Here is a 20997-nt window from a genome sequence, read left to right as displayed (position 1 = left end):
ATCAAATTATTTTGAAACAAGACTTTTTTCTTAATGTTAAATATCAGTTAATTTTTACATTTCAGTTCTGCTATTATTTTTTACATTTACTAAATTGTTGTTTTTAAAATATTTAACTCCAAATCACAATGAAAATAATCAAGCAAATCTCTTCGGGAATATTATTACTGCTATTCACAGCCTGTCATGGACAGGTCAAAAAAGAAGAAAAAGAAGCGTTGGCAAAACAGCCCGCTAATATTGTAAAAACGGCAATTGGCGAAATTACACTGCCTCCGCCCTATGCTACCGAATCCAAAACAAATAACAGTCGCGTCCTGAAATGGCCCGAAGGAAAGACACCAATAGCACCTGCAGGTTTTACAGTATCTAAATTTGCAGATGGGTTAGAAAACCCGCGTTGGACATACATTGCACCAAACAACGATATTTTTATTGTGGAAAGCGGCACCCGAACCAGTAAAAATCAGATTACCGTTTTCCGTGATGCCGATAAAGACGGAAAATTTGAAACCCGAAACATTTTTATTTCAGGCCTGAACCGACCTTTTGGAATGCTGGTCCTGAAAGACTTTTTCTATATCGCGAATACTGACGGGCTTTATCGTTATCCGTATAAAAACAATCCCCTTAAATTAGAAACCCAAGGAACAAAGATTGTTGAACTTCCCGCAGGCGGATATAATAACCACTGGACCAGAAATCTGCTTGCAAATCCTGACGGAACAAAAATCTATATCTCTGTCGGATCAGGAAGCAACGTTGGAGAAAACGGAATGGACAAAGAAGTGCGCCGCGCTGCTATCCTTGAAATCAATCCTGACGGAACCGGTGAAAAAATCTATGCCTCCGGAATCAGAAATCCGGTTGGAATGGATTGGAATCCGGCCAATGGTGAACTCTGGACGGCAGTTAATGAACGTGATGAATTAGGGGACGAGCTGGTTCCTGATTACGCGACAAGCGTTAAAAAAGATGGTTTTTATGGCTGGCCCTATTCTTACTATGGAAACATTTTAGATCCCAGAATGAAAGGCGAACGCAAAGATTTAGCAGCAAAAGCAATTGTACCCGATGTTCCTGTCGGTGCTCATACTGCTTCTCTTGGATTGGCATTTTATAACAAAGATGCTTTTCCGAAGAAATACAAAAACGGAATTTTCATAGGTCAGCACGGTTCCTGGAACAGGGCTAAAATATCAGGTTATAAAGTTATTTTCGTTCCTTTTGCCAATGGGAAACCTTCCGGAAAACCTGAAGATTTTCTAACCGGATTTGTTGCAGACGAAGCAAAAGCTGAAGTGTACGGCCGTCCGGTTGCTGTTACCGTTATGAATGACGGAGCACTTCTGGTAAACGATGACAGCGGAAACACCATCTGGAAAGTAACTGCCAATAAATAACCGCTTCTTTTTATGATCCTAAAAAAATACTGCTTTCTTTATTTTTTTGCGTTGCTGTTTTTCCAAACTATCAAGGCACAAAATAAGGAAAGCAAAACTATTGATTCTCTTCAGACAGAAAGACTCAAAGAAGTTGTAATCAGTCCGCTTTACATTAATACTGACTTACAAAATGCTCCGGCTTCTATTGGCATTTTATCCAAAAAAGATCTATTGCAAAATAACGCGACCGATATCAGCACTGTGATCAATACAATTCCGGGTGTTTTTATGCAGTCTGCGAACTTTACCACCACCCGGATTTCGATTCGCGGCATTGGCGCAAGAACACCTTATGGCACGAATAAAATCAGGGCTTTTTACGGCTGTATTCCGCTAACTTCGGGAAACAGTGAAACCGTGATTGACGATATTGATCTTGAAAACATCAGTCAGGTCGAAATCATCAAAGGTCCCCTTTCCAGTGTTTACGGTGCGGGATTAGGAGGTGCTATTTTAATTTCACCTCAGCTTTCAAAAGCACAGGGACAAAATGCCGGAATAAGTACCGTTTTTGGTTCCTATGGTTTAATAAAAAACACGCTGAATTACAGTTTAAATGAAAAACAAGGCAGTTTAAATCTGAGTTATCATAAACTGCAAACAGATGGCTGGAGAGAAAACAGTGCTTATAATCGGGAAGGCATTACTTTGTCAGGTGAACTGTTTAAAAGAAAAAACAGTAAGCTTATTTATTTTTCCAATTACACGTATCTCAAATCTTTTATTCCAAGTTCAATCAACAAAACGATGTTTGAAAATAATCCGCGATCCGGCGCTCCAACCTGGGTCGCTTCAAAAGGATACAAAGAATACAAATCGACTTTGGGCGGATTGGCTTATGATTTTAAAATCAACGAAACCATACAGAATTCAACTTCGGTTTTTATCAATTATAAAGACAGTAACGAACCGAGACCTTTTGATATTTTGCGCCAATATACTTTTGCAGCCGGTGCCAGAACTCAGTTTTCAGGAAGTTTTAAAGTTAAAGAAACCGAAAACCAATTTATAACCGGGATCGAATATTTTTCAGATCATTATAAAGGCAATACTTTCCAGAATTTGTATCAGCAGAACAATGGCCAGGGAAGTTTACAGGGAAATCAGCTTACCGAAAACGGTCAGAAAAGACATTTTTACAATATTTTTTCGCAAATAAGGACTTTAATTTCCAGGCAATTTGAAATTCAGGCCGGATTAAATTATAATAAAACCGCCTTTGAATTGGAAAATCACACCCTCAATTCGAATCAAAAGTACAGTTATGACGGCATTCTTTCGCCGCAATTGTCTTTGTTATTTAAAACAAGTAAAGAAAGAACTTTGTATTTCTCGGCAAGCCGCGGATTTTCATTACCGGCTACCGAAGAAACACTTACAAGCGAAGGAATCATCAATACTGATATCAAACCGGAGAGTGGCTATAACTTTGAAGCAGGTGGGAAATTCTATTTTTTCAATAAAAAACTGTACACCGAATTTACTGTTTACCGAATGGAAATAAAAGATCTGCTGGTTGCAAAACGGGTTGGAGACGATCAGTACGTAGGCATAAATGCCGGCAAAACAGTTCACGAAGGTATCGAAATTACGTTAAAACACAATTGGCCTATTAATTCGTTTTTCACAATCAATTCCTATTTTTCGGGTTCTTTGGGGAATTATGAATTTAAAGAATACGCAGATAACGGAAATGATTTTTCAGGAAACAAATTAACAGGAGTTGCAGCGAATAAAGTAAATGCCGGATTGATTCTTAATACCGGGTTAGGTTTCTATTTTTCTGCTGATTATCAGTTTGTAGATGAAATTCCGCTAAATGATGCCAACACAGCCTACTCGGATTCCTACAACCTTATCAATATTAAGGCTGGTTACGGATTTGAAATTCTACCTTCCCTGAGGACCAATTTTGCTGCCGGAATCAACAATCTTACCAACGAAAAATACGCTTCCTTAATTTTGCCTAATGCTGTTGCGGTCGGAAATGCGACTCCAAGATATTATTATCCGGGTCTTCCTGTAAATTATTATGGAACACTTTCATTAAATTACTTATTTTAGATGCTATATACAAAATCAAATAAGATGTCTTCTGAACTTCAATCGAAACTTAACTATGTCACAGCTTACCGGGAGAATCGCCTTAAAGTGGCAAAGGAGATTTTAGAAAATAAGTTTTTTTTTGAGGAATTAGTTGCTGTTTGTTTTTCGCCCTCCGACAAAAACCATCATAAGGCGTGCTGGATTTTAGAATTTGTATCTTATGAAGAGCTAAATTGGCTGCAGCCTCATCTTGATTTCTTCTGTTCTAATTTGAAAATACTAAAAGACGAAAGCGCGATACGACCGATTGCAAAAGTTGTCCAGCTGGTAATAAAGTCGCATTATAAGAAAAATGAAAACAGTATTTTGCTTTCTGAAACCAATTTACAGGAATGCATCGAAGCTTCGTTCGACTGGCTGATTAACGATGTAAAAGTGGCTACAAAAGCGTATTCGATCAGAACTTTGTATATTTTGGGCAACTATTATAACTGGATACATCCTGAACTGCAAATTATTCTGAACAAGGACTATGCATATCATTCGGCAGCATATAAAGCGGTTGCAAAGGAAGTTTTAAAGAAAATAGAATAGCTATTACTCCCTTTAAATTCAACACAGATTACACCAATTATATTGTTCTTAAAATTAGAAGTTGAAAAAATTCATGAAATTCATGAAATTCGTGGCAAAAAAAAGATTAAAAAGTATCTTTGCAAAAACACAACAACAATGAATTATTTTTCTTCTGATTTTAAATTAGGAATTTTAGGTGGCGGACAATTAGGCAAAATGCTCTTGTCTGATACCCGAAAATTTGACATCCAGACTTATGTTTTAGATCCGAGTGACGAAGCGCCGAGCAAAATTGCCTGTAATAAATTCTTCCAGGGAGATTTGATGGATTATGAAACCGTTTACAATTTTGGAAAACAGGTTGATGTTTTAACTTTCGAAATTGAATTGGTTAATCTGGAAGCTTTAACGCAATTAGAAAAGGAAGGCGTAAAAGTGTATCCTTCTCCAAAAACCTTAAAAGGAATTCAAAACAAAGGCGTTCAAAAAGATTTTTACAGGTCAAGTAATATCCCGACAGCTGCCTATTTACGTTTTGACAATCCGGAGCAATTGCAAAAATCAGTTGGGAACAAAGAAATGACGATTCCGTTTGTATGGAAATGTACCGAATTTGGTTATGACGGAAATGGCGTAAAAGTCATTCGCCAGATTTCTGACATGGATAATCTGCCCAATGTAGAATGTATTGCAGAAACCATGGTTCCGTTTAAGAACGAACTGGCTGTAATCGTCTGCAGAAATCCATCCGGGGAAATAAAAACCTATCCGGTAGTCGAAATGGAATTCCACCCGGAAGCCAATCAGGTAGAATATGTAATTTGTCCTGCCCGTATTGACGAAAAAGTGGCGGAAAAAGCCCGGGCAATCGCTTTGAATGTTTCTGAAAAATTCAATCATGTTGGTCTTTTGGCAGTGGAAATGTTTCAAACCAGCGACGATGAAATTTTGGTAAATGAAGTTGCTCCGCGTCCACACAATTCAGGTCATTATTCAATTGAAGCCAGTTATACTTCTCAATTCGAAAATCATCTACGTGCCATTTTAGATCTTCCATTAGGAAACACAGACAGTAAAGTCGCCGGAGTTATGGTGAATTTAGTGGGTGCCGAAGGTTTTTCCGGAGATGTCGTTTACGAAAATATCGAAACTATTTTAGGATGGAATGGTGTTACGCCACATATTTACGGTAAAAAGCAAACACGTCCTTTTAGAAAAATGGGTCACGTTACCATTGTAAATGAAAATATGGTGGAAGCGAGACGTATTGCCGAGGATGTGAAGAATACGATTAAGGTGATTAGTTTGTAAGTCGCAGTTTATAGTCGCAGTTTACAACCTGAAACAAATAAAAAGCAGTCGCAGTTCTCAGTCACAGTCAAAACCTGAAACTTGAAACCTGAAACAAAAATAACAGTCGCAGTTTTCAGTCGCAGTCAAAACCTGAAAATTGAAAACTGAAATAAAAAAATAAAAACATGAGCAAAGTAGCCATTATAATGGGAAGCATTTCAGACATGCCAGTCATGCAGGATGCCATTGATATACTAAAACAATTTAATATCGAAACAGAAGTTGATATCGTTTCGGCACACAGAACACCGGAAAAACTATTCGATTTCAGTAAAAATGCCCATACCCGCGGAATTTCGGTAATTATTGCCGGAGCCGGAGGTGCTGCACATTTACCCGGAATGGTTGCTTCGATGTCACCACTACCCGTTATTGGAGTTCCGGTGAAGTCAAGCAATTCTATTGATGGATGGGATTCGGTTTTATCGATTCTGCAAATGCCTGGCGGAGTTCCGGTTGCCACTGTAGCTTTAAACGGGGCAAAAAATGCGGGAATTTTAGCGGCACAAATCATCGGAAGCCATGATAAAAAAGTACTTGATACCATTATTTCATACAAGGAAGAACTGAAAGCTGCAGTTAATAAAGCAGCGGAAGGCTTGAAATAGTTTTCAGTTTTCAATCACAGTTTTCAGTGTAAACTATGATTGAAAACGTCGACCGAAAACTAAAACAACAAAGGCTTCACATTACGTGAGGCCTTTGTTGTTTAAAATAGGATCTCTTTTGAAATTAAACCTCATCTTCAATTTCTTCCAGAACAGACACAAATTCATATTCCGTTATATCCTCTTTATTTATCCAGTTTTCTGAAGTAACCAAATTGTAATTGATATCATCTTCGGTGGTCAATTCCCAAATAATAGCTTCAGCTTCAGGAAACGGAATATTTTGAGAGATTTGATTTTCAAACAATCTTTTGATAAGATTTCTATCAGACAGACCGTTATTCAATAATTTCAACACGTTTTCAGCAGTCAACTTTTGTTTTTCGCCATCAGTTGGTGTCATTGAAAAATGAACAACAGATGCTTTTGCATTTGGAAATTTTCCATTATAAGCTTTAAAAAGTAATTGATTGATATGAAATAAAGTTCCCTGCATGTCTATTTCGGGATATTCCTCGCATACCTTATCAATTAACATGTTGTGCGATATTTGTTCAATTTGGCCATCACCTAATCGGTCAGCAAATTTATATTTTAAGACTATTTCGGCAGCTTCGTTAGGTTCGTAATCTGATATAGCCATTTCCAGCAATTCCGGTAAACTTGCTTTGTCTGCTGTTGCCCCATCAGGATAATTGAATTTTTCTAATAACTGAACAAGATCTTCATCAGACCAATATCCTTCTACTTCATTAACTGTCTCTATATTCTTTATTACAATTTGATAATTCATCGTTTTCTGTTTTTATAATTTCTGATCAGCATTTTATAATTCTAATCGTATTTTTACAATTTAAGCTTTTTAAACCTGCTACAGCAATAAATAACATATCTATAACACAATTTGATTCGGCTTTAATACCGAGAATCAATCTTGTTTAGGTCGTTGGATTTTTATAAATTGCTACCTTTGAAATTCAAAAATATCGACTTCAACAAATAAAATAATTACATCATAATGAGCATCTTAACACAATATTTCAACACCAAACATAATACAGCACCTTTTTCACAAATTAAAATTGAAGATTACATCCCTGCTTTTCAGGAAGGAATTGCTTTGGCCAAGGCCGAAATTGATGCCATCGTAAACAATCCCGAAGCGCCAACTTTTGAAAACACGGTTGTGGCAATGGATTTTTCCGGTGATATTCTGGATCGCCTTTCGAGTGTTTTCTTCAATTTGAATTCTGCAGAAACGAATGACGAAATGCAGAAAATTGCACAGGAAGTTTCACCTTTATTATCTGAATTTGGAAATGACATTACGCTAAACGCTGCTTTATTTGCTAAAATAAAAACGGTTTACGACCAAAAAGAAAAACTGAATCTAACGCCGGAGCAAACAACCCTTTTGGATAAAAAATACAAAAGCTTTTCCAGAAACGGAGCTAATTTACCGGAAGATAAAAAAGAGAAATTACGCGAAATCGACAAGGAGTTATCTAAATTAAAATTACAATTTGAAGAGAACATCCTGGCAGAAACCAATGCTTTCGAATTGCATTTAACAGAGGAAAAAGATTTATCCGGTTTACCGGAAGGAACAATTGAAGCGGCAAGATTATTGGCTAAAAACCAAGGAAAAGAAGGCTGGATTTTCACTTTGGATCATCCAAGTTATCTTCCGTTTCTGACGTATGCGGATAATCGCGAATTGCGTAAAAAAATGGCGATTGCTTTTGGAGCGAGAGCCTTTCAGCATAATGAATTCGACAACCAGCAAAATGTGTTGAAAATTGCCAAATTACGTTTCGACAGGGCGAATTTATTAGGTTATAAAACACATGCTCACTTTGTTCTGGAAGAAAGAATGGCTGAAAGTCCGGAAAAAGTGTTCACTTTCCTGAATGATTTACTGGCAAAAGCAAAACCTGCAGCTCAAAAAGAATTTGCCGAATTAACAGCTTTCGCAAAAGAACTGGACGGAATTGAACAATTGGAAAAATGGGATGGCGCTTATTATTCCGAGAAATTGAAACAACAGCTTTTCAATTTAGATGATGAAAAACTAAAACCTTATTTTCAGTTAGAAAAAGTCTTAAACGGAGCTTTTACTGTCGCCAAAAAACTATACGGCTTAACCTTCACAGAAGTTTTTGACATTGATAAATACCACGAAGAAGTAACTACTTATGAAGTAACGGATACTGAAAATAATTTAGTTTCGATCTTCTACGCTGATTTCTTCCCGAGAAAAGGAAAACGAAACGGCGCCTGGATGACTTCATTCAAATCACAAGCTATAAAAGACGGCGTAAACGAAAGACCGCATATTTCGAACGTTTGTAATTTCACCAAACCAACAGAAACCAAACCATCCTTATTGACTTTTAATGAAGTAACAACTTTATTCCACGAATTCGGTCACGGTTTACACGGAATGCTGGCCAACACAACCTATCCAAGTTTATCCGGAACTTCGGTTTTCTGGGATTTTGTAGAATTGCCAAGTCAGATTATGGAAAACTGGTGTTACGAGCCGGAAGCGTTGGCTTTGTTCGCCAATCACTATGAAACCGGAGAAATCATTCCGATTGAATATGTTCAGAAAATCAAAGAGAGCGCCAGTTTTCAGGAGGGACTGGCCACTTTACGCCAGTTGAGTTTTGGACTACTGGATATGGCGTGGCACGGACAAGATCCGACAAACATTACCGATCTTAAAACTTTCGAAACGGCGCAATTTGCCAATACGCAATTGTATCCTGATGTAAAAGAGAATGCCATGAGTACTGCTTTTTCGCATATTTTCCAGGGAGGTTATTCGTCTGGATATTACAGTTACAAATGGGCTGAGGTTTTAGACGCTGATGCTTTTGAATATTTCCAGGAAAAAGGAATTTTCAATACAGAAGTCGCAACAAAATTCAAGGAAAATGTACTTTCAAAAGGAGGAACAGAACATCCGATGGTTTTATACAAACGTTTCAGAGGCCAGGAACCGAAACCGGAAGCTTTGTTGAAGAGAGCGGGATTGCTGTAATTATTTGATACCTTTGTTAATATTCAAAACTATTGAAAGATAAAAATCTATATATAATTGCTGGCTGTAATGGAGCGGGAAAAACAACTGCTTCATATACAATCCTGCCTGAAATTCTGGATTGTAAAGAGTTTGTAAATGCTGATGAAATTGCCAAAGGTTTATCTCCTTTTCAGCCGGAAAAAGTCAGTTTTGAAGCTGGTAGAATTATGCTTCATCGTATTGATGAATTATTACAAAAAGAAACTGACTTTGCATTTGAAACAACTCTTTCTGCAAAAAGTTATATTTCAATTGTAAAAAAAGCTCAAAACCAGGGTTATTTTGTAACATTGGTTTTCTTTTGGTTAAATTCGATCGAACTTGCAAAACAGAGAGTAATAATCAGAGTAAGCGAGGGAGGACATAATATTCCCGAAGATGTTATTGAAAGAAGGTATATAAGAGGAATTAAAAACTTTTTCAATATTTATTTAAATGTATGTGATAATGTGATGCTTTTTGATAATTCTAATAAATCACCTGTTCTTATCTTAGAAAAAGAAATTAATGAGGAACCAATTATTATTAATGAAGATCTATTTAATGAAATAAAAAAAATACAACATGACTAAAGATAAAATCAAAGAGTTACAAAATAAAATAGTTGAAGGCCTTAAGGTTTCTTCAAAAAAAATGATTGAGAACAAAAAGAAAATCAATGGAAAAATTGTTGTTTATGCTGATGGAAAAATTCAGACTATAAATGCAGTAGACATTAAAGATTAATACTAAATATAGTAGTGAAAAAATATTTTAAAATCATTCTTTACCTTGCAATTATTGGATTGGTTGTAATTGTTTCCGTAAACTATTACGTAAAATCTTCAACCAAAAAACACATTTATTATTCGATTAAAAAGTTTCCAAGAAATGATGTCGGAATTATTTTTGGTGCCGGAATTAATGGAGATCAGCCAAGCAAATATTTAAAAGACAGACTTGACGCCGGAATTCTTTTATATAAAGCCAAAAAAATCAATAAAATTTTGCTTTCGGGAGATAATGGCCGCGAGGAATATGATGAATTGACGGTGATGAAAAATTACTGTTTCAATCATGGCGTCGATACAACAAAGATATTTATTGATTACGCCGGTTTTGATACCTATTCAACAATGTACAGGGCAAAGCATATTTTTAAAATCAAAAAGGCAACATTAATATCTCAGGAATATCATTTAAACCGTGCCATTTATATCGGGAACAGTCTTGATATAAAATCGATTGGATTTTCTGCAAACAAAGGCGAATACAGAGGTTATAAATACGTTACGTTCAGGGAATATCTTTCTACCTTTAAATCCTTTTTTGATGTTCTGAGAAATCGGGAACCGCATTTTTTAGGACATCCGATCAATATCAATGCGGAATCTAATTATTCTAAAGACGATAAAAGATAAAAAACACAGGGTTTCATTATAAAATAAAAAGCCAGTACAGAAGTACTGGCTTTTTTTAACCAAGAATTGTAATTAACTTTTTTTCTTAACTTTCTTATTATTATTTGCAGGCAATGGGATAAGTTCATCAAAAACATGGCTTAAATCACCTGGTTTTACACCATTATTCTGATTGTGACAAGAAAAACAAGAGATTGCCGTGCTGTCTGTTGAAGCGGTTGACGAAGGCTGAACATACGTTTCCATAGTACTATTAGAAAGTTGTCCTGTACCTATCGCATCTCCGGCAGGAATGGAGTCATTAACAGCTCCATACGGATACACATTTCCGTTGGGTCCTGCGCCTCCAAAAGTCCAGGTTGCTCCTATTAATAAATAATTTTTTCTGATATCATTTCCGACAAGCATGCTGCGAATAGCATTGTTTATGGATATGATCTCACTGTTAGAATCGGCCGGTGTCTTATCTTCTCCGTTAGGAACTGTATTGGAGGCAACTCCCCAGGCCATAATTCTTCTCGCCGTAGGGCTATTAACAGATGGATCTTTAATCAAAATTGAATCGTGACCCACTGTCATATTCTGGATATTCTGAGCTCCTGTTGTATCATTCGCATTGGCATTAAAAAGCCATCCTTTACCCGTATCCGCTTTTACCTGTTTTATTTTATCATTGATATCTCTGTAGGTGTACGCATCATTTGGTGAATTTTTCTCGTGCTCGAATGTTGCCCAGATCATTTCAGGATGTCCGGCTACACTTCCTACAACATGCATTCCAACGAGTGCTAATGTTGTTGTGGTCTCTCCATTTTCTACCCATGCATTTGGATTGGATTTATCGTAAGTAGGAATTACCGCTTTGATCGTTACATAAGTTTCCGGATTTGGCAAGTCTTTAACTTCTACCCATGATGTTTTTAATTCCATTGCCAGGGCATCCGGATCCGGAGGTGTCGCCCAGCCTTTTGTTTTGGCATACGCAAGGATACTGTCTCTTGCAGCGGCTGTTGTTGGAAACTGATTTCCGTTTAACTGGTTCTCATTCACTCCGGTTAAAAAATAAGCATAAACGTCATTAACCATTGTGATGTAATATACCAATGATTTATTTTCACCCATCAAGGCTCCGTGGGAACCTGCCTGCCCTTGTTCTGATTGCACTTCTTTTCCAGTGGAATCAAGAAAAATAGATTTATTACCTACTTTAAATTGCTGCACCACCTCTGACGGCTTAATTTTACTGTCGATAACCGGTTTTGGATTTTTAATTACTTTTCCTTTTGTGTCAAAAAAAGAATGCAAACCTGAAGCATTAGTCACGATATGATCTACCTGAATCAATTTATTAGATTCATCCTTAACTTTTTCATCACTTTTTTCAGCTTCAATCTCAAACATTTTCCCGGACTTATCGATCAAAACTGGCAGTCTGTTGGGTCCGCTTTGATTAATATTACTTACGGCACGCAACACCTGATTCGGTTTGTGCTGCGTCAGTGTACGTTTATTTAAGGAATCAGGAGGAGAAACATTGTAAAATACAGAAGATTCCAAAACTGTTCCTTTTCCATCATAGGCTCCGGAAGCAGGCGATGTTACCCACAAAAACATTTGTTCGGACCATTTATAGAAATCACAGTTGTTGTTATGAGGAAACGTAACGCTGTTAGCCGGCGTCACTAATCCGTTTTCGGTTACAGAACCTGACGCAAACCAGGAGTTAAATTCGGACTCAGACACCGTACAGCTCTGTTTCACATCCTGAGGCAAATATTCGGAATCATTAGACGCCAGAAGCCCCTTTTCTTTTTTGCATCCTAAAAACAGGATGATTATTACCATAAAGGATAGAGTAATAATTTTTGTGGTTGTTTTTTTCATTTTTTTATAGTTTTGATTTGGTTGTTTTTTGGTCAATCTCTTTTCTGAAAATGACTACTCCGGAACTTAAGATGAAGTTTAATTTATACCAATTCCGCCTTAAAGCATTCTGAAGGCTCAACTGTTTCATTTTCGATTTGATAATTGTAGCATGAAAAACCTCCAATTCCATTCCAGGCGTTATCGATAGCGAAATGAGCATCGAAATCAGCTAAAAAAGAACCTTTTTCCAGTGGGGAGAAAGACTGAAGATATTGTCCCTGCAAACTCACTACTTTTGTAAACTGTCCGAATCCGGTAGCATGGATTTTACCTTTTACCTGCACAACAATATCACTCTCCAGCATGTTGATAGCCTGCGTAATGACAATTGTTCCTTTTACGGAATTTTTTAATGGCAAAACTTCTAAAGCAAATGAAGCAACCGGTGCACCTGGTATTTTAATATTTCCGATTGTACCTTTTACAAAATAATCATCTCCTAATAAAATTTCCATGGTTCTTTGGTTTAAAATTTCCTTACTCAAAACTATATTAGATACAGCATTTTAAATGAAAAAATGTCATGAGACAGAAATTCTTAGTCATGAAAGAGGAAAAAGATGTCATGGAATTTTTTTTCCTTCCAAACTTTTTGATAAAACTGAATCAAAACTATTTCACGGATAACAGAACAGGGAATTCAAAATATCCTGCAATAGCTAAATCATCATCAAAAACAGCAAATCGTACTCCGAAAGACCCCTTACCGGAAGTCAGTATCGTACATTTATTAGTGCTAAAAACCCGCTTAACCGCAACCGTTTCCAAAGGATTAAAACGCTCCGGAACTATCGTGTCTATTTCTGTACTGAAAATGGAAAGCGGTTCTAAAATATCATTTCCTTCATCAACGGTAAAATCATATAAAACAACAGGGTTATCGAAATTTCCACTTACAGAAACTACATTAAAACTTAATTCATCCACAGAAGTTCTTTCAACACTTAATTTATTCTTTTTTAAGCCTTTGATCTTTTCCTTCTCTCCTGTTATAACCAAACAGGCATAGTGATTAGAAAGCGGAGCAGGATTATCAATATCCATACTAACATTCGGATGCTCTTCTAACAAAAGTGATGTTTCTACTACTATATTAATCTGCAAATTTGACATGGCCTTTTTGTATTAAAAAAGAGAGGTTCAGCATAAACCTGAACCTCTCTTAAAAATTAAAATTTATTTGGCTGTAATTTGTGGATCCCAGCTGAAATATCCGTAAATATTTAAATCGGAATCATATAATGCAAATCGTAAACCATAATTCTCTACACCTTTTGCATTTACAGTGTTTTGGGCAAACCAGAAATTCTGAGTTGCTTTCTTAGTGTCTAACGGATTAAATTTTGTCGGCACAACGATATCTGCTCCCGGAAAATTCTCCAGGGTGAAATTTGGGTTTTGAAATACATCATCCCCGCCAAACTTAAATAGGTTGTATAATATTACCGGATTATCGAAATTATTATACTCTGAAGTGGCATAAAAACGAACGATATCTCCTTGTTTTGCAACAAAACTTAAATCTCCCGTACCCTGACCTGTGATGCTGGCACCGTCTGAAACTACCATGAACTGATAGTTATGACCTATTCCTGTTGGATTATTCTGATCCTTACTAGGACTTTTAAAATCATTAATTAAACGACTAGAGTCTATAATGATATTCACGTTTATAATTTTACTTTTTGGCATGACTTAATTTTTTTGGGTTTTCTTACTCGTAAGGCTTTTCAGAATCCGCCTCGTTTATTAGAGTGGGGTCTGCTCCACTTTTTGATTGATTTGTTTTGTTCCGGATATTGAAAGGATTAGCATAAAAATTAGACGAATCATTTACCAATTCACTTAAAAACAAAATTTGAAAATAAATTTGCTAGCGTACTTTTCTTTTCTGACTCAAAATTAGATGAGTCCTGTAGAACTAATAAAAAAAATGTTGTAAGAAAAAGATTCTTTGTCATAAAGCAGGCGAAAACAGCTATAAGACTATTCTTAAAAAAAATAGTACTGCGTTTTTCCTAAAACAAACTTTCATTTATTTTTGAAAGTTTAAAAACTTTTACTTACATTTGATCTATGGAATTCAAAGAAGCAAAAAATAAATTCGTACAGACCTGGGGAGCATTAGGTTCCCAATGGGGCATCAATAAAACCATGGCTCAGATTCATGCTTTGCTGATGGTTTCGAACGAACCCGTTTCTATGGAAGATGTTATGGAAGAATTACAGATTTCCCGCGGAAATGCCAGCATGAACCTACGCGCCCTAATGGATTGGGGAATTGTCTACAAAGAGTACAAAGCCGGAGAAAGAAGAGAGTTTTTTACTGCTGAAAAAGATCTGGATGAACTGGCTGTCAAAATTGCCAGGGAAAGAAGTAAAAGAGAAATTAAACCGGCTCTTAAAATCCTTAAAGAAGTCTCCTCTATTGAAGCAAAAGATTCAGCTGAAGAAAAACACTTTGTGGATCAAACCAATAAACTGTATGACTTTGTTTTGAAAGCAGATAATATGTTAGACAAAATGACTGAGTTTAAAGAAAACTGGTTAGGCCGTCTGGTTTTAAAAATCATGAAGTAAGTCCCAAACTAAAAAAATTTAATTAAAACTTTCATTTTTTTCTGAAAGTTTAAAACAATCAATAATGATGAAAACGCTACAAAACCAAACTTTACTCTATGACGAAGACTGTCCGTTATGTCAGGTGTATACGACAGGATTTATAAAAGCAAAAATGTTAGACGAAAATGGCCGTAAATCTTATTGCCAGCTAAGTGAAAACGAACAGAGCTTTGTAGATATAAAACGTGCTTCAAACGAAATTGCCTTAATTGACAATCAAAATAAAACAGTTCTTTATGGGATTGACAGCCTGCTAAAAGTAATCGGTTTTTCTTTTCCCTTAATTGAAAAAATCGGGAACCTGAAACCCGTTAAGTTCTTTTTGAAAAAACTGTATTCATTTATTTCTTACAATCGAAAAGTCATTATTCCAAGTACTATCAATAAAGACGTGAAATTGCAATGTGTTCCGGATTTCAATTATAAATACCGCTTTTTATTTATTGGTTTTGCAAGTATAATCACGTCAATAGTATTGTATTATTATGCTGCTTTACTCCCGGTTTTGCCACAAGCCGGCAGTACCAGAGAAATACTGATTGCTTTAGGTCAGCTTCTTTTCCAGAGTCTGTTTATGTTGAAATCTGACAAAAAGACGATTCTGAATTACGCCGGAAACTTAATGACGGTTTCTTTAATGGGATCTTTATTACTGCTTCCGATGCTCGCACTGCAGACTGTAGTAAATGTTCCGGAAAACATCACTTTGGCCTGGTTTGCCATTACCGCTTTTATTATGTTTATAGAGCATTTCAGAAGAGTCAAAATATTACAATTGCCAACTTATTTATGCTTTACCTGGGTGGCTTACCGATTTATTATTCTACTATTAATTTTGAATTACTAAAGATCATGAATAAACTTATCATTGCAGCAGGAACCGGTTTTTTAGGTCAAAGTCTGCTCACTCACTTTAAAAATAAATTTGAAGAAATCGTTATTTTGACCAGAGGACAATCAAAAGAAATTGACGGAATCAAATATGTAAACTGGAACGCTAAAACTTTTTCCGGCTGGGAAAATGAATTGGAAAACGCCACCGTTTTAATAAATCTTGCCGGAAAATCTGTGGATTGCCGCTATAGCAAAGAAAATAAAAAGGAGATTCTCTTGTCCCGTATTGAAAGCACAAAGGTTTTGAATAAAGCGGTCTTACAATGTGCCAATCCTCCAAAACACTGGCTGAATTCATCCACTTCAACGATCTACCGTTTTTCTTTAGACCGGGAAATGGATGAGGTTACCGGCGAAATAGGAAATGATTTCTCTATGAATGTTGCTCAGTCCTGGGAAAAATCATTTTTCAAAACCGAAACTCCAAAGACCTTAAAAACGGCTTTACGAACTTCAATAGTCTTAGGGAAAAACGGCGGTGCATTAATTCCGTTAAAAGCTTTGTCCAAAATGGGTTTTGGCGGAAAACAGGGAAAAGGAAATCAGTTGATAAGCTGGATTCACGAAGCCGATTTTGCCCGCGCTATTGCTTTTATAATTGAAAAAGAAATAACAGGTATTGTAAATATAGTATCCCCGAAACCAATTGAAAACAAAAATTTCATGTCACTGTTACGAAAAGCGGTTGGAACGTCATTTGGAATTCCCATCAGTGAAACCTTATTGAAATTTGGATCCTCCATAATCAGAACAGAACCTGAACTGGTTTTAAAAAGCAGAAATGTGATTCCGAAACGATTGCAGGAAAATGGCTTTCAATTTGAATTTGACACTTTAGAAAAAACCTTAAAAGACCTCATCTCATGACCACAATACAATTAGTTACCCAAATAAACGCTTCGAAACAAATCACTTTTGATACTGCCAGAGATATTGATTTACATCAAAAATCAGCTGCTACTTCCAATGAAAAAGCGATTGCCGGCATAACCTCAGGCTTAATCAATTACAATGAAACCGTTACCTGGCGCGGCAAACATTTTGGTTTTTATCTGACCCATAAAAGCAGAATTACCCAAATGGATTTGTATGATTATTTTCTGGACGAAATGGAAGAAGGAAAATTTAAATCATTCCGGCACCAGCATTTTTTTTGAAGAAAAAAACGGCATTACCATCATGAAAGACTATTTAGAATATGAAACACCTTATGGAATTTTCGGAGAATTATTTGACATTTTATTCCTCGAAAAACACCTAACTAATTTTCTTTTGGCAAGAAATAAAGTTTTAAAGGAAGTTTCTGAACAACAGATTCAAGAATAAAGCTATGGCTATATTTTAAGAGAAATAAACTTATTAAAAACACTCCTGGTTCTACAAAATAAATAGAGTTTTTATATACATTTACAACCAATTAAAAATACCACAATCAAAAACCTTATTGAATGAAAAAACTCTACTTACTATTATTTTTTTTATTTTTTTCTATACTACATTCTCAAAATCCTACTGCTATTGACATAACTTATGACTTTGCAGATCATGATTTATTCCTAAATGACAATGTATGGGATGGTGTTACTCTCCCTGATGGTAAAACTATAATTATTGGTAAATTTACAGGATACATCATAATTAATGGAACAAGTCAAAAAACAGGCAGTATTGTAAGACTCAATCCCGATTTATCCAACGACAGCACTTTTGATCTGAATAAAAGGTTAAAAGGATCAATTATTTCAATTGGAATACAGTCTACAGGAAAAGTAATTTTAGCAGGATTCTTTGATTCTTATGATGGTAAGGAATTAAATACTTCTTTAATCCGGCTAAATGTTGACGGCAGTCTGGATACGACTTTCAAAAACGTAGCAGCAGGCATTGCCAACAAAGTACAGGTAGATTCAAACGACAGATTATATTTAATCTATGGCTCAGGTGTATCTTTAACAAGATTAAATCCTGATGGTGAAGTTGATTCTTCCTATTTAAGCCGAAGTTTTTCAAATACAGTATTAGCTTCTGCACCAAATAAGGATGGCAATATATTTATAGCCGGAGGTGATTATTCGTTACAGGACTTACAAGTTTACAGATTAACTACAACAGGTCGCTTTGACACTACTTTTAAAACCGGATATTATAATTTTAACTGCCCTATCAGAACTATGGCTATCCAATCGGATGGAAAGATATTAGTAGGAGGATTGTTTAGTACCTACGGCGGAAAGAATGCACCGGCAGATATACCTGTTAATCACTTATTAAGATTAAATACTGACGGATCTTTAGACACCTCTTTTTCCTGTCCGGAGCTAGTAGGAGAAGTTCTGGGTTACTGTAGTAGTGGTATAGTAACCTATGTAAAGGAACAACCCGACAAAAAAATATTGGTTGGAGGAGTATTTCCACCCTATAATGGAGCTCCTTCAAGAAACCTGATACGTTTAAATAGTGACGGAAGTCTTGATAAAACTTTTGTAACAGGTACAGGAACCAATGCAGGAATAAATTCAATCATTCTCCGCCCAAATGGTAACATGTTAGTTTGTGCAGCGGATATCTCTACTCCAAGTGAATATTCTTTTTATAATACTTACAGCGTCGGATCTTTTTTCGAATTAGATCGCAATGGTACTCTGGTAAATCGTGAGAAAAGTTCAAAAATAGCCGTAAAAAAAGCAATTAGGACAGGAAATGGAAAAATTGCTCTTCTAGGGGAATCAAGATCGCCTTACCACAGAGGTATAAAACTAATAAACAGTCAGGGAACTCTTTCTGTCAACAAAAATCTCTTTGATGCATTCGATAATAAAAAGAATACAAACGATGAGTATCAGGCTTCTTCCTGCAGAGATGGTGTTATACAATCAGATGGTAAACTTTTGGTAATAGGTAATTTCACGAAATACAATACTGTCCCTGCCGATGGATTAATCAGGTTAAACAGCGATTATTCTATTGATCCGACATTTAGTATAGGTGAGAATTTTAAATTTTACGGAAAGTCTCCGGAGGTAAGTTGCATCGCACTACAGGCTGATGGTAAAATATTGGTGGGTGGTTATTTTGACAGCTACAAAGGCCTTCCAGTTACTGGCGGAATCGTTCGTTTAAACAGTAATGGGGAGCGCGATAACACTTTTAATTATATTCCGGATTCGGAATTATATACCAAACAAATTGTGATACAGCCAGATGGTAAAATCTTAATAAACGGACCCGGTTTGATACGATTAAATACTAATGGAACAGTAGATACAACATTCAAAAATGAAACTGGTTCAACTCTGGTTACCAAATTCGAACTATTAGGCAACGGAAAAATATTGGTAGCGGGTTCCTACCAATTGCGACGCCTTACTAATGATGGAAGTATCGATACTTCGTTTAATACCGGAACATTTAATTTTACAAGCAGGGCCACTTTTGCCTTTCAATCTGATGGGAAAATTTTATGTGGCGGAAGCTTCAACTATTTTAACGATCTGATGACGCAACGTTTAGTACGCTTAAATAATGATGGAACTGTGGACAGCAGTTTCAATATCGGGTCAGGCTTTAATGGGCCTGTTGAATCTATTTTAATAGAACCTGACGGAAAAATATTCATCGCGGGTTCTTTCACTAATTACAATGGGACCTGGTGTAACGGGTCTGTAAGCCTATTAGGCGGAGATGCATTTCTGGTAACCGGCCAAAACAAATTTGATTCAGACAATAATGGTTGTAATGTAAATGATGCAGCATTTCCCAACTTAAAACTCTCTATTGCTTCAGCTGGGTTAAACACAGAACTGATTGCAAATAATACTGGTGACTACGCTATTTCATTGCCGTCCGGAAAACATATAATCACTCCAAACTTAGAAAATCCGGGCTATTTTAATATCCAGCCTAAAAACATAACTACGGACTTCCCTTCTCAAATCAGTCCGCTAATTTCTAATTTCTGTATCACACCAATAGGAACACATCCTGATTTAGAAATTACTTTAATTCCAATAAGTGCAGCAGTACCGGGCTTTACTTCCAAATACAAGATCCTTTATAAAAACAAAGGAAATCAGCTTCAGTCGGGCTCAGTAAACTTAACTTTCGATGACAGCGTATTGGATGTTATAGCAACAACTCCAACAACAGCCATTAAGTCTACAGATAATTTAAAATGGAATTTTACTAATTTAGCACCACTTGAAAGTCGTGAAATACTACTTAGTATTCGTGTTAATAAGCCTACAGATACACCTCCGGCAAATGCGGGAACGATTTTAAAATATAAAGTTGAAATCTTATCATCGGCAACTGATGATACTCCTAAAGACAATGCTTTTACTTTTGCCCAGATTGTAATAAATTCTTTAGATCCTAATGACAAAACCTGTTTAGAAGGAGCAACAATTCAGTCTTCAAAGGTTGGAGAATATGTTCATTATGTCATTCGTTTTGAGAATTCAGGCACCTATAAAGCACAAAATATAACAGTAAGCGATATTATTGACACCAGTAAGTTTGATATTAACTCATTAATTCCGCAAACGGGCAGTCATCTTTTTACCACCAAAATTTCAGAAGGAAAAAAAGTTGAGTTTTTATTTGAGGGCATTAATTTACCTTTTACTGATGCTAATAATGACGGTTATGTAGCCTTTAAGATCAAAACAAAATCTACTTTAAAACCAGGAGATGAATTTAGTAATTCATCCAGTATTTATTTTGACTATAATTCGGCTATAATAACAAATACAGCTACTACCAAAATTGAAGCAAACCTTAGCAATCCGGATTTCTTAGCTGCGAAGACTTTTGTTTTGTATCCAAATCCGGTAAATGATGTGTTATTTATAGACAAGAAAGAAGATATCGAAATTGTATCTTTAACGATATACAATCTTTTAGGACAAGTTGTTTTAGCATATCCAAATGCTAAAAACCTTACTTCAATTGACGTTTCAAAACTATCGTCAGGATCTTATTTTATGAAAGTTAAGTCAGATAACGGCGTCTCCAATATTACATTTATTAAAAAATAGTAT

General features: G+C 36.0%; 20 protein-coding genes. 15 read left to right on the top strand and 5 right to left on the bottom strand.

What is annotated here, in order from left to right; genetic code table 11:
* Positions 1–128: 128 nt before the first annotated feature.
* From EV142_RS13020 to purE, 5 genes are all read left to right on the top strand, one after another.
* Positions 129–1403 carry a PQQ-dependent sugar dehydrogenase gene (locus tag EV142_RS13020; RefSeq protein WP_132036330.1) on the top strand — a complete coding sequence of 425 codons (1275 nt, stop codon included), beginning with the start codon at positions 129–131 and terminating at the stop codon, positions 1401–1403.
* Between the two features lie 12 nt (positions 1404–1415).
* Complete coding sequence (locus tag EV142_RS13015; protein WP_132036329.1) at positions 1416–3509, top strand: TonB-dependent receptor; 2094 nt, start codon at positions 1416–1418, stop codon at positions 3507–3509.
* A 24-nt stretch (positions 3510–3533) separates the two neighbouring features.
* Positions 3534–4085: a hypothetical protein gene (locus EV142_RS13010; protein WP_238698716.1), complete on the top strand. Its 552-nt coding sequence runs from the start codon at positions 3534–3536 to the stop codon at positions 4083–4085.
* 138 nt (positions 4086–4223) lie between these two features.
* Positions 4224–5378 (top strand): 5-(carboxyamino)imidazole ribonucleotide synthase, encoded by a 1155-nt coding sequence (locus EV142_RS13005; protein ID WP_132036327.1) that lies wholly within the window; start codon positions 4224–4226, stop codon positions 5376–5378.
* 167 nt (positions 5379–5545) lie between these two features.
* Positions 5546–6028 (top strand): 5-(carboxyamino)imidazole ribonucleotide mutase, encoded by a 483-nt coding sequence (gene purE / locus EV142_RS13000; protein ID WP_132036326.1) that lies wholly within the window; start codon positions 5546–5548, stop codon positions 6026–6028.
* 124 nt (positions 6029–6152) lie between these two features.
* On the opposite strand, the gene EV142_RS12995 is transcribed toward purE, so the two are convergent.
* Positions 6153–6821 carry a hypothetical protein gene (locus EV142_RS12995; protein WP_132036325.1) on the bottom strand — a complete coding sequence of 223 codons (669 nt, stop codon included), beginning with the start codon at positions 6819–6821 and terminating at the stop codon, positions 6153–6155.
* Between the two features lie 225 nt (positions 6822–7046).
* On the opposite strand from EV142_RS12995, the gene EV142_RS12990 reads away from it, so the two are divergent.
* Genes EV142_RS12990 through EV142_RS12980 form a run of 4 tightly spaced genes read left to right on the top strand, consistent with a single transcriptional unit; the run spans position 7047 to position 10516 of the window.
* Positions 7047–9074 (top strand): M3 family metallopeptidase, encoded by a 2028-nt coding sequence (locus tag EV142_RS12990; RefSeq protein ID WP_132036324.1) that lies wholly within the window; start codon positions 7047–7049, stop codon positions 9072–9074.
* Between the two features lie 32 nt (positions 9075–9106).
* Positions 9107–9688, top strand: coding sequence for a zeta toxin family protein (locus EV142_RS12985; RefSeq protein ID WP_132036323.1), 582 nt, complete (start codon positions 9107–9109; stop codon positions 9686–9688).
* The gene (locus EV142_RS24060; protein WP_154339901.1) at positions 9681–9842 is read left to right on the top strand and encodes a hypothetical protein; all 162 of its coding nucleotides are present in this window, start codon (positions 9681–9683) and stop codon (positions 9840–9842) included. Before EV142_RS12985 ends, EV142_RS24060 begins: the two co-directional genes overlap by 8 nt.
* A gap of 14 nt (positions 9843–9856) precedes the next feature.
* Positions 9857–10516 (top strand): SanA/YdcF family protein, encoded by a 660-nt coding sequence (locus tag EV142_RS12980; protein WP_132036322.1) that lies wholly within the window; start codon positions 9857–9859, stop codon positions 10514–10516.
* Positions 10517–10588: 72 nt separating this feature from the next.
* Here EV142_RS12980 and EV142_RS12975 read toward each other — a convergent pair whose 3' ends face one another.
* The 4 genes from EV142_RS12975 to EV142_RS12960 all read right to left on the bottom strand — a co-directional run bounded on the left by EV142_RS12975 (position 10589) and on the right by EV142_RS12960 (position 14134).
* On the bottom strand, positions 10589–12400 hold the full coding sequence (locus tag EV142_RS12975; protein WP_132036321.1) for a hypothetical protein: 1812 nt from the start codon (positions 12398–12400) through the stop codon (positions 10589–10591).
* Positions 12401–12483: 83 nt separating this feature from the next.
* A complete protein-coding gene (locus tag EV142_RS12970) occupies positions 12484–12897 on the bottom strand; it encodes a DUF1842 domain-containing protein (RefSeq protein WP_132036320.1) in 414 nt (137 codons plus the stop codon).
* Positions 12898–13054: 157 nt separating this feature from the next.
* Complete coding sequence (locus EV142_RS12965; RefSeq protein ID WP_132036319.1) at positions 13055–13555, bottom strand: AidA/PixA family protein; 501 nt, start codon at positions 13553–13555, stop codon at positions 13055–13057.
* Between the two features lie 63 nt (positions 13556–13618).
* Positions 13619–14134, bottom strand: a complete 516-nt coding sequence (locus EV142_RS12960) for an inclusion body family protein (protein ID WP_132036318.1) — start codon at positions 14132–14134, stop codon at positions 13619–13621.
* Between the two features lie 384 nt (positions 14135–14518).
* Here EV142_RS12960 and EV142_RS12955 point away from each other — a divergent pair, with 384 nt between their 5' ends.
* From EV142_RS12955 to EV142_RS12935, 6 genes are all read left to right on the top strand, one after another.
* Positions 14519–15022 carry a GbsR/MarR family transcriptional regulator gene (locus EV142_RS12955; protein ID WP_132036317.1) on the top strand — a complete coding sequence of 168 codons (504 nt, stop codon included), beginning with the start codon at positions 14519–14521 and terminating at the stop codon, positions 15020–15022.
* Between the two features lie 64 nt (positions 15023–15086).
* Positions 15087–15911, top strand: a complete 825-nt coding sequence (locus EV142_RS12950; protein ID WP_238698715.1) for a thiol-disulfide oxidoreductase DCC family protein — start codon at positions 15087–15089, stop codon at positions 15909–15911.
* Between the two features lie 5 nt (positions 15912–15916).
* Positions 15917–16825, top strand: coding sequence for a TIGR01777 family oxidoreductase (locus EV142_RS12945; RefSeq protein WP_132036316.1), 909 nt, complete (start codon positions 15917–15919; stop codon positions 16823–16825).
* A complete protein-coding gene (locus EV142_RS24600; RefSeq protein WP_306462573.1) occupies positions 16822–17115 on the top strand; it encodes an SRPBCC family protein in 294 nt (97 codons plus the stop codon). Before EV142_RS12945 ends, EV142_RS24600 begins: the two co-directional genes overlap by 4 nt.
* A gap of 22 nt (positions 17116–17137) precedes the next feature.
* Complete coding sequence (locus EV142_RS24595) at positions 17138–17284, top strand: SRPBCC family protein (protein WP_306462572.1); 147 nt, start codon at positions 17138–17140, stop codon at positions 17282–17284.
* A 122-nt stretch (positions 17285–17406) separates the two neighbouring features.
* Positions 17407–20994, top strand: coding sequence for a DUF7619 domain-containing protein (locus tag EV142_RS12935; protein WP_132036315.1), 3588 nt, complete (start codon positions 17407–17409; stop codon positions 20992–20994).
* Positions 20995–20997: the final 3 nt, after the last annotated feature.

Origin of the sequence: Flavobacterium circumlabens (assembly GCF_004345565.1) — a bacterium.
GTDB classification, from domain to species: domain Bacteria; phylum Bacteroidota; class Bacteroidia; order Flavobacteriales; family Flavobacteriaceae; genus Flavobacterium; species Flavobacterium circumlabens.
The sequence above is the reverse complement of the archived record's forward strand: the minus strand, read 5'-3'. Positions and strand labels throughout refer to the sequence as shown.

Bases quoted from the DNA above. Each gene is read 5' to 3' on its own strand.
- EV142_RS13020 (WP_132036330.1), top strand. From the start codon at position 129: ATGAAAATAATCAAGCAAATCTCTTCGGGAATATTATTACTGCTATTC.
- EV142_RS13015 (WP_132036329.1), top strand. From the start codon at position 1,416: ATGATCCTAAAAAAATACTGCTTTCTTTATTTTTTTGCGTTGCTGTTT.
- EV142_RS13010 (WP_238698716.1), top strand. From the start codon at position 3,534: ATGTCTTCTGAACTTCAATCGAAACTTAACTATGTCACAGCTTACCGG.
- EV142_RS13005 (WP_132036327.1), top strand. From the start codon at position 4,224: ATGAATTATTTTTCTTCTGATTTTAAATTAGGAATTTTAGGTGGCGGA.
- purE (WP_132036326.1), top strand. From the start codon at position 5,546: ATGAGCAAAGTAGCCATTATAATGGGAAGCATTTCAGACATGCCAGTC.
- EV142_RS12995 (WP_132036325.1), bottom strand. From the start codon at position 6,821: ATGAATTATCAAATTGTAATAAAGAATATAGAGACAGTTAATGAAGTA.
- EV142_RS12990 (WP_132036324.1), top strand. From the start codon at position 7,047: ATGAGCATCTTAACACAATATTTCAACACCAAACATAATACAGCACCT.
- EV142_RS24060 (WP_154339901.1), top strand. From the start codon at position 9,681: ATGACTAAAGATAAAATCAAAGAGTTACAAAATAAAATAGTTGAAGGC.
- EV142_RS12975 (WP_132036321.1), bottom strand. From the start codon at position 12,400: ATGAAAAAAACAACCACAAAAATTATTACTCTATCCTTTATGGTAATA.
- EV142_RS12970 (WP_132036320.1), bottom strand. From the start codon at position 12,897: ATGGAAATTTTATTAGGAGATGATTATTTTGTAAAAGGTACAATCGGA.
- EV142_RS12965 (WP_132036319.1), bottom strand. From the start codon at position 13,555: ATGTCAAATTTGCAGATTAATATAGTAGTAGAAACATCACTTTTGTTA.
- EV142_RS12960 (WP_132036318.1), bottom strand. From the start codon at position 14,134: ATGCCAAAAAGTAAAATTATAAACGTGAATATCATTATAGACTCTAGT.
- EV142_RS12955 (WP_132036317.1), top strand. From the start codon at position 14,519: ATGGAATTCAAAGAAGCAAAAAATAAATTCGTACAGACCTGGGGAGCA.
- EV142_RS12950 (WP_238698715.1), top strand. From the start codon at position 15,087: ATGATGAAAACGCTACAAAACCAAACTTTACTCTATGACGAAGACTGT.
- EV142_RS12945 (WP_132036316.1), top strand. From the start codon at position 15,917: ATGAATAAACTTATCATTGCAGCAGGAACCGGTTTTTTAGGTCAAAGT.
- EV142_RS24600 (WP_306462573.1), top strand. From the start codon at position 16,822: ATGACCACAATACAATTAGTTACCCAAATAAACGCTTCGAAACAAATC.
- EV142_RS24595 (WP_306462572.1), top strand. From the start codon at position 17,138: ATGAAAGACTATTTAGAATATGAAACACCTTATGGAATTTTCGGAGAA.
- EV142_RS12935 (WP_132036315.1), top strand. From the start codon at position 17,407: ATGAAAAAACTCTACTTACTATTATTTTTTTTATTTTTTTCTATACTA.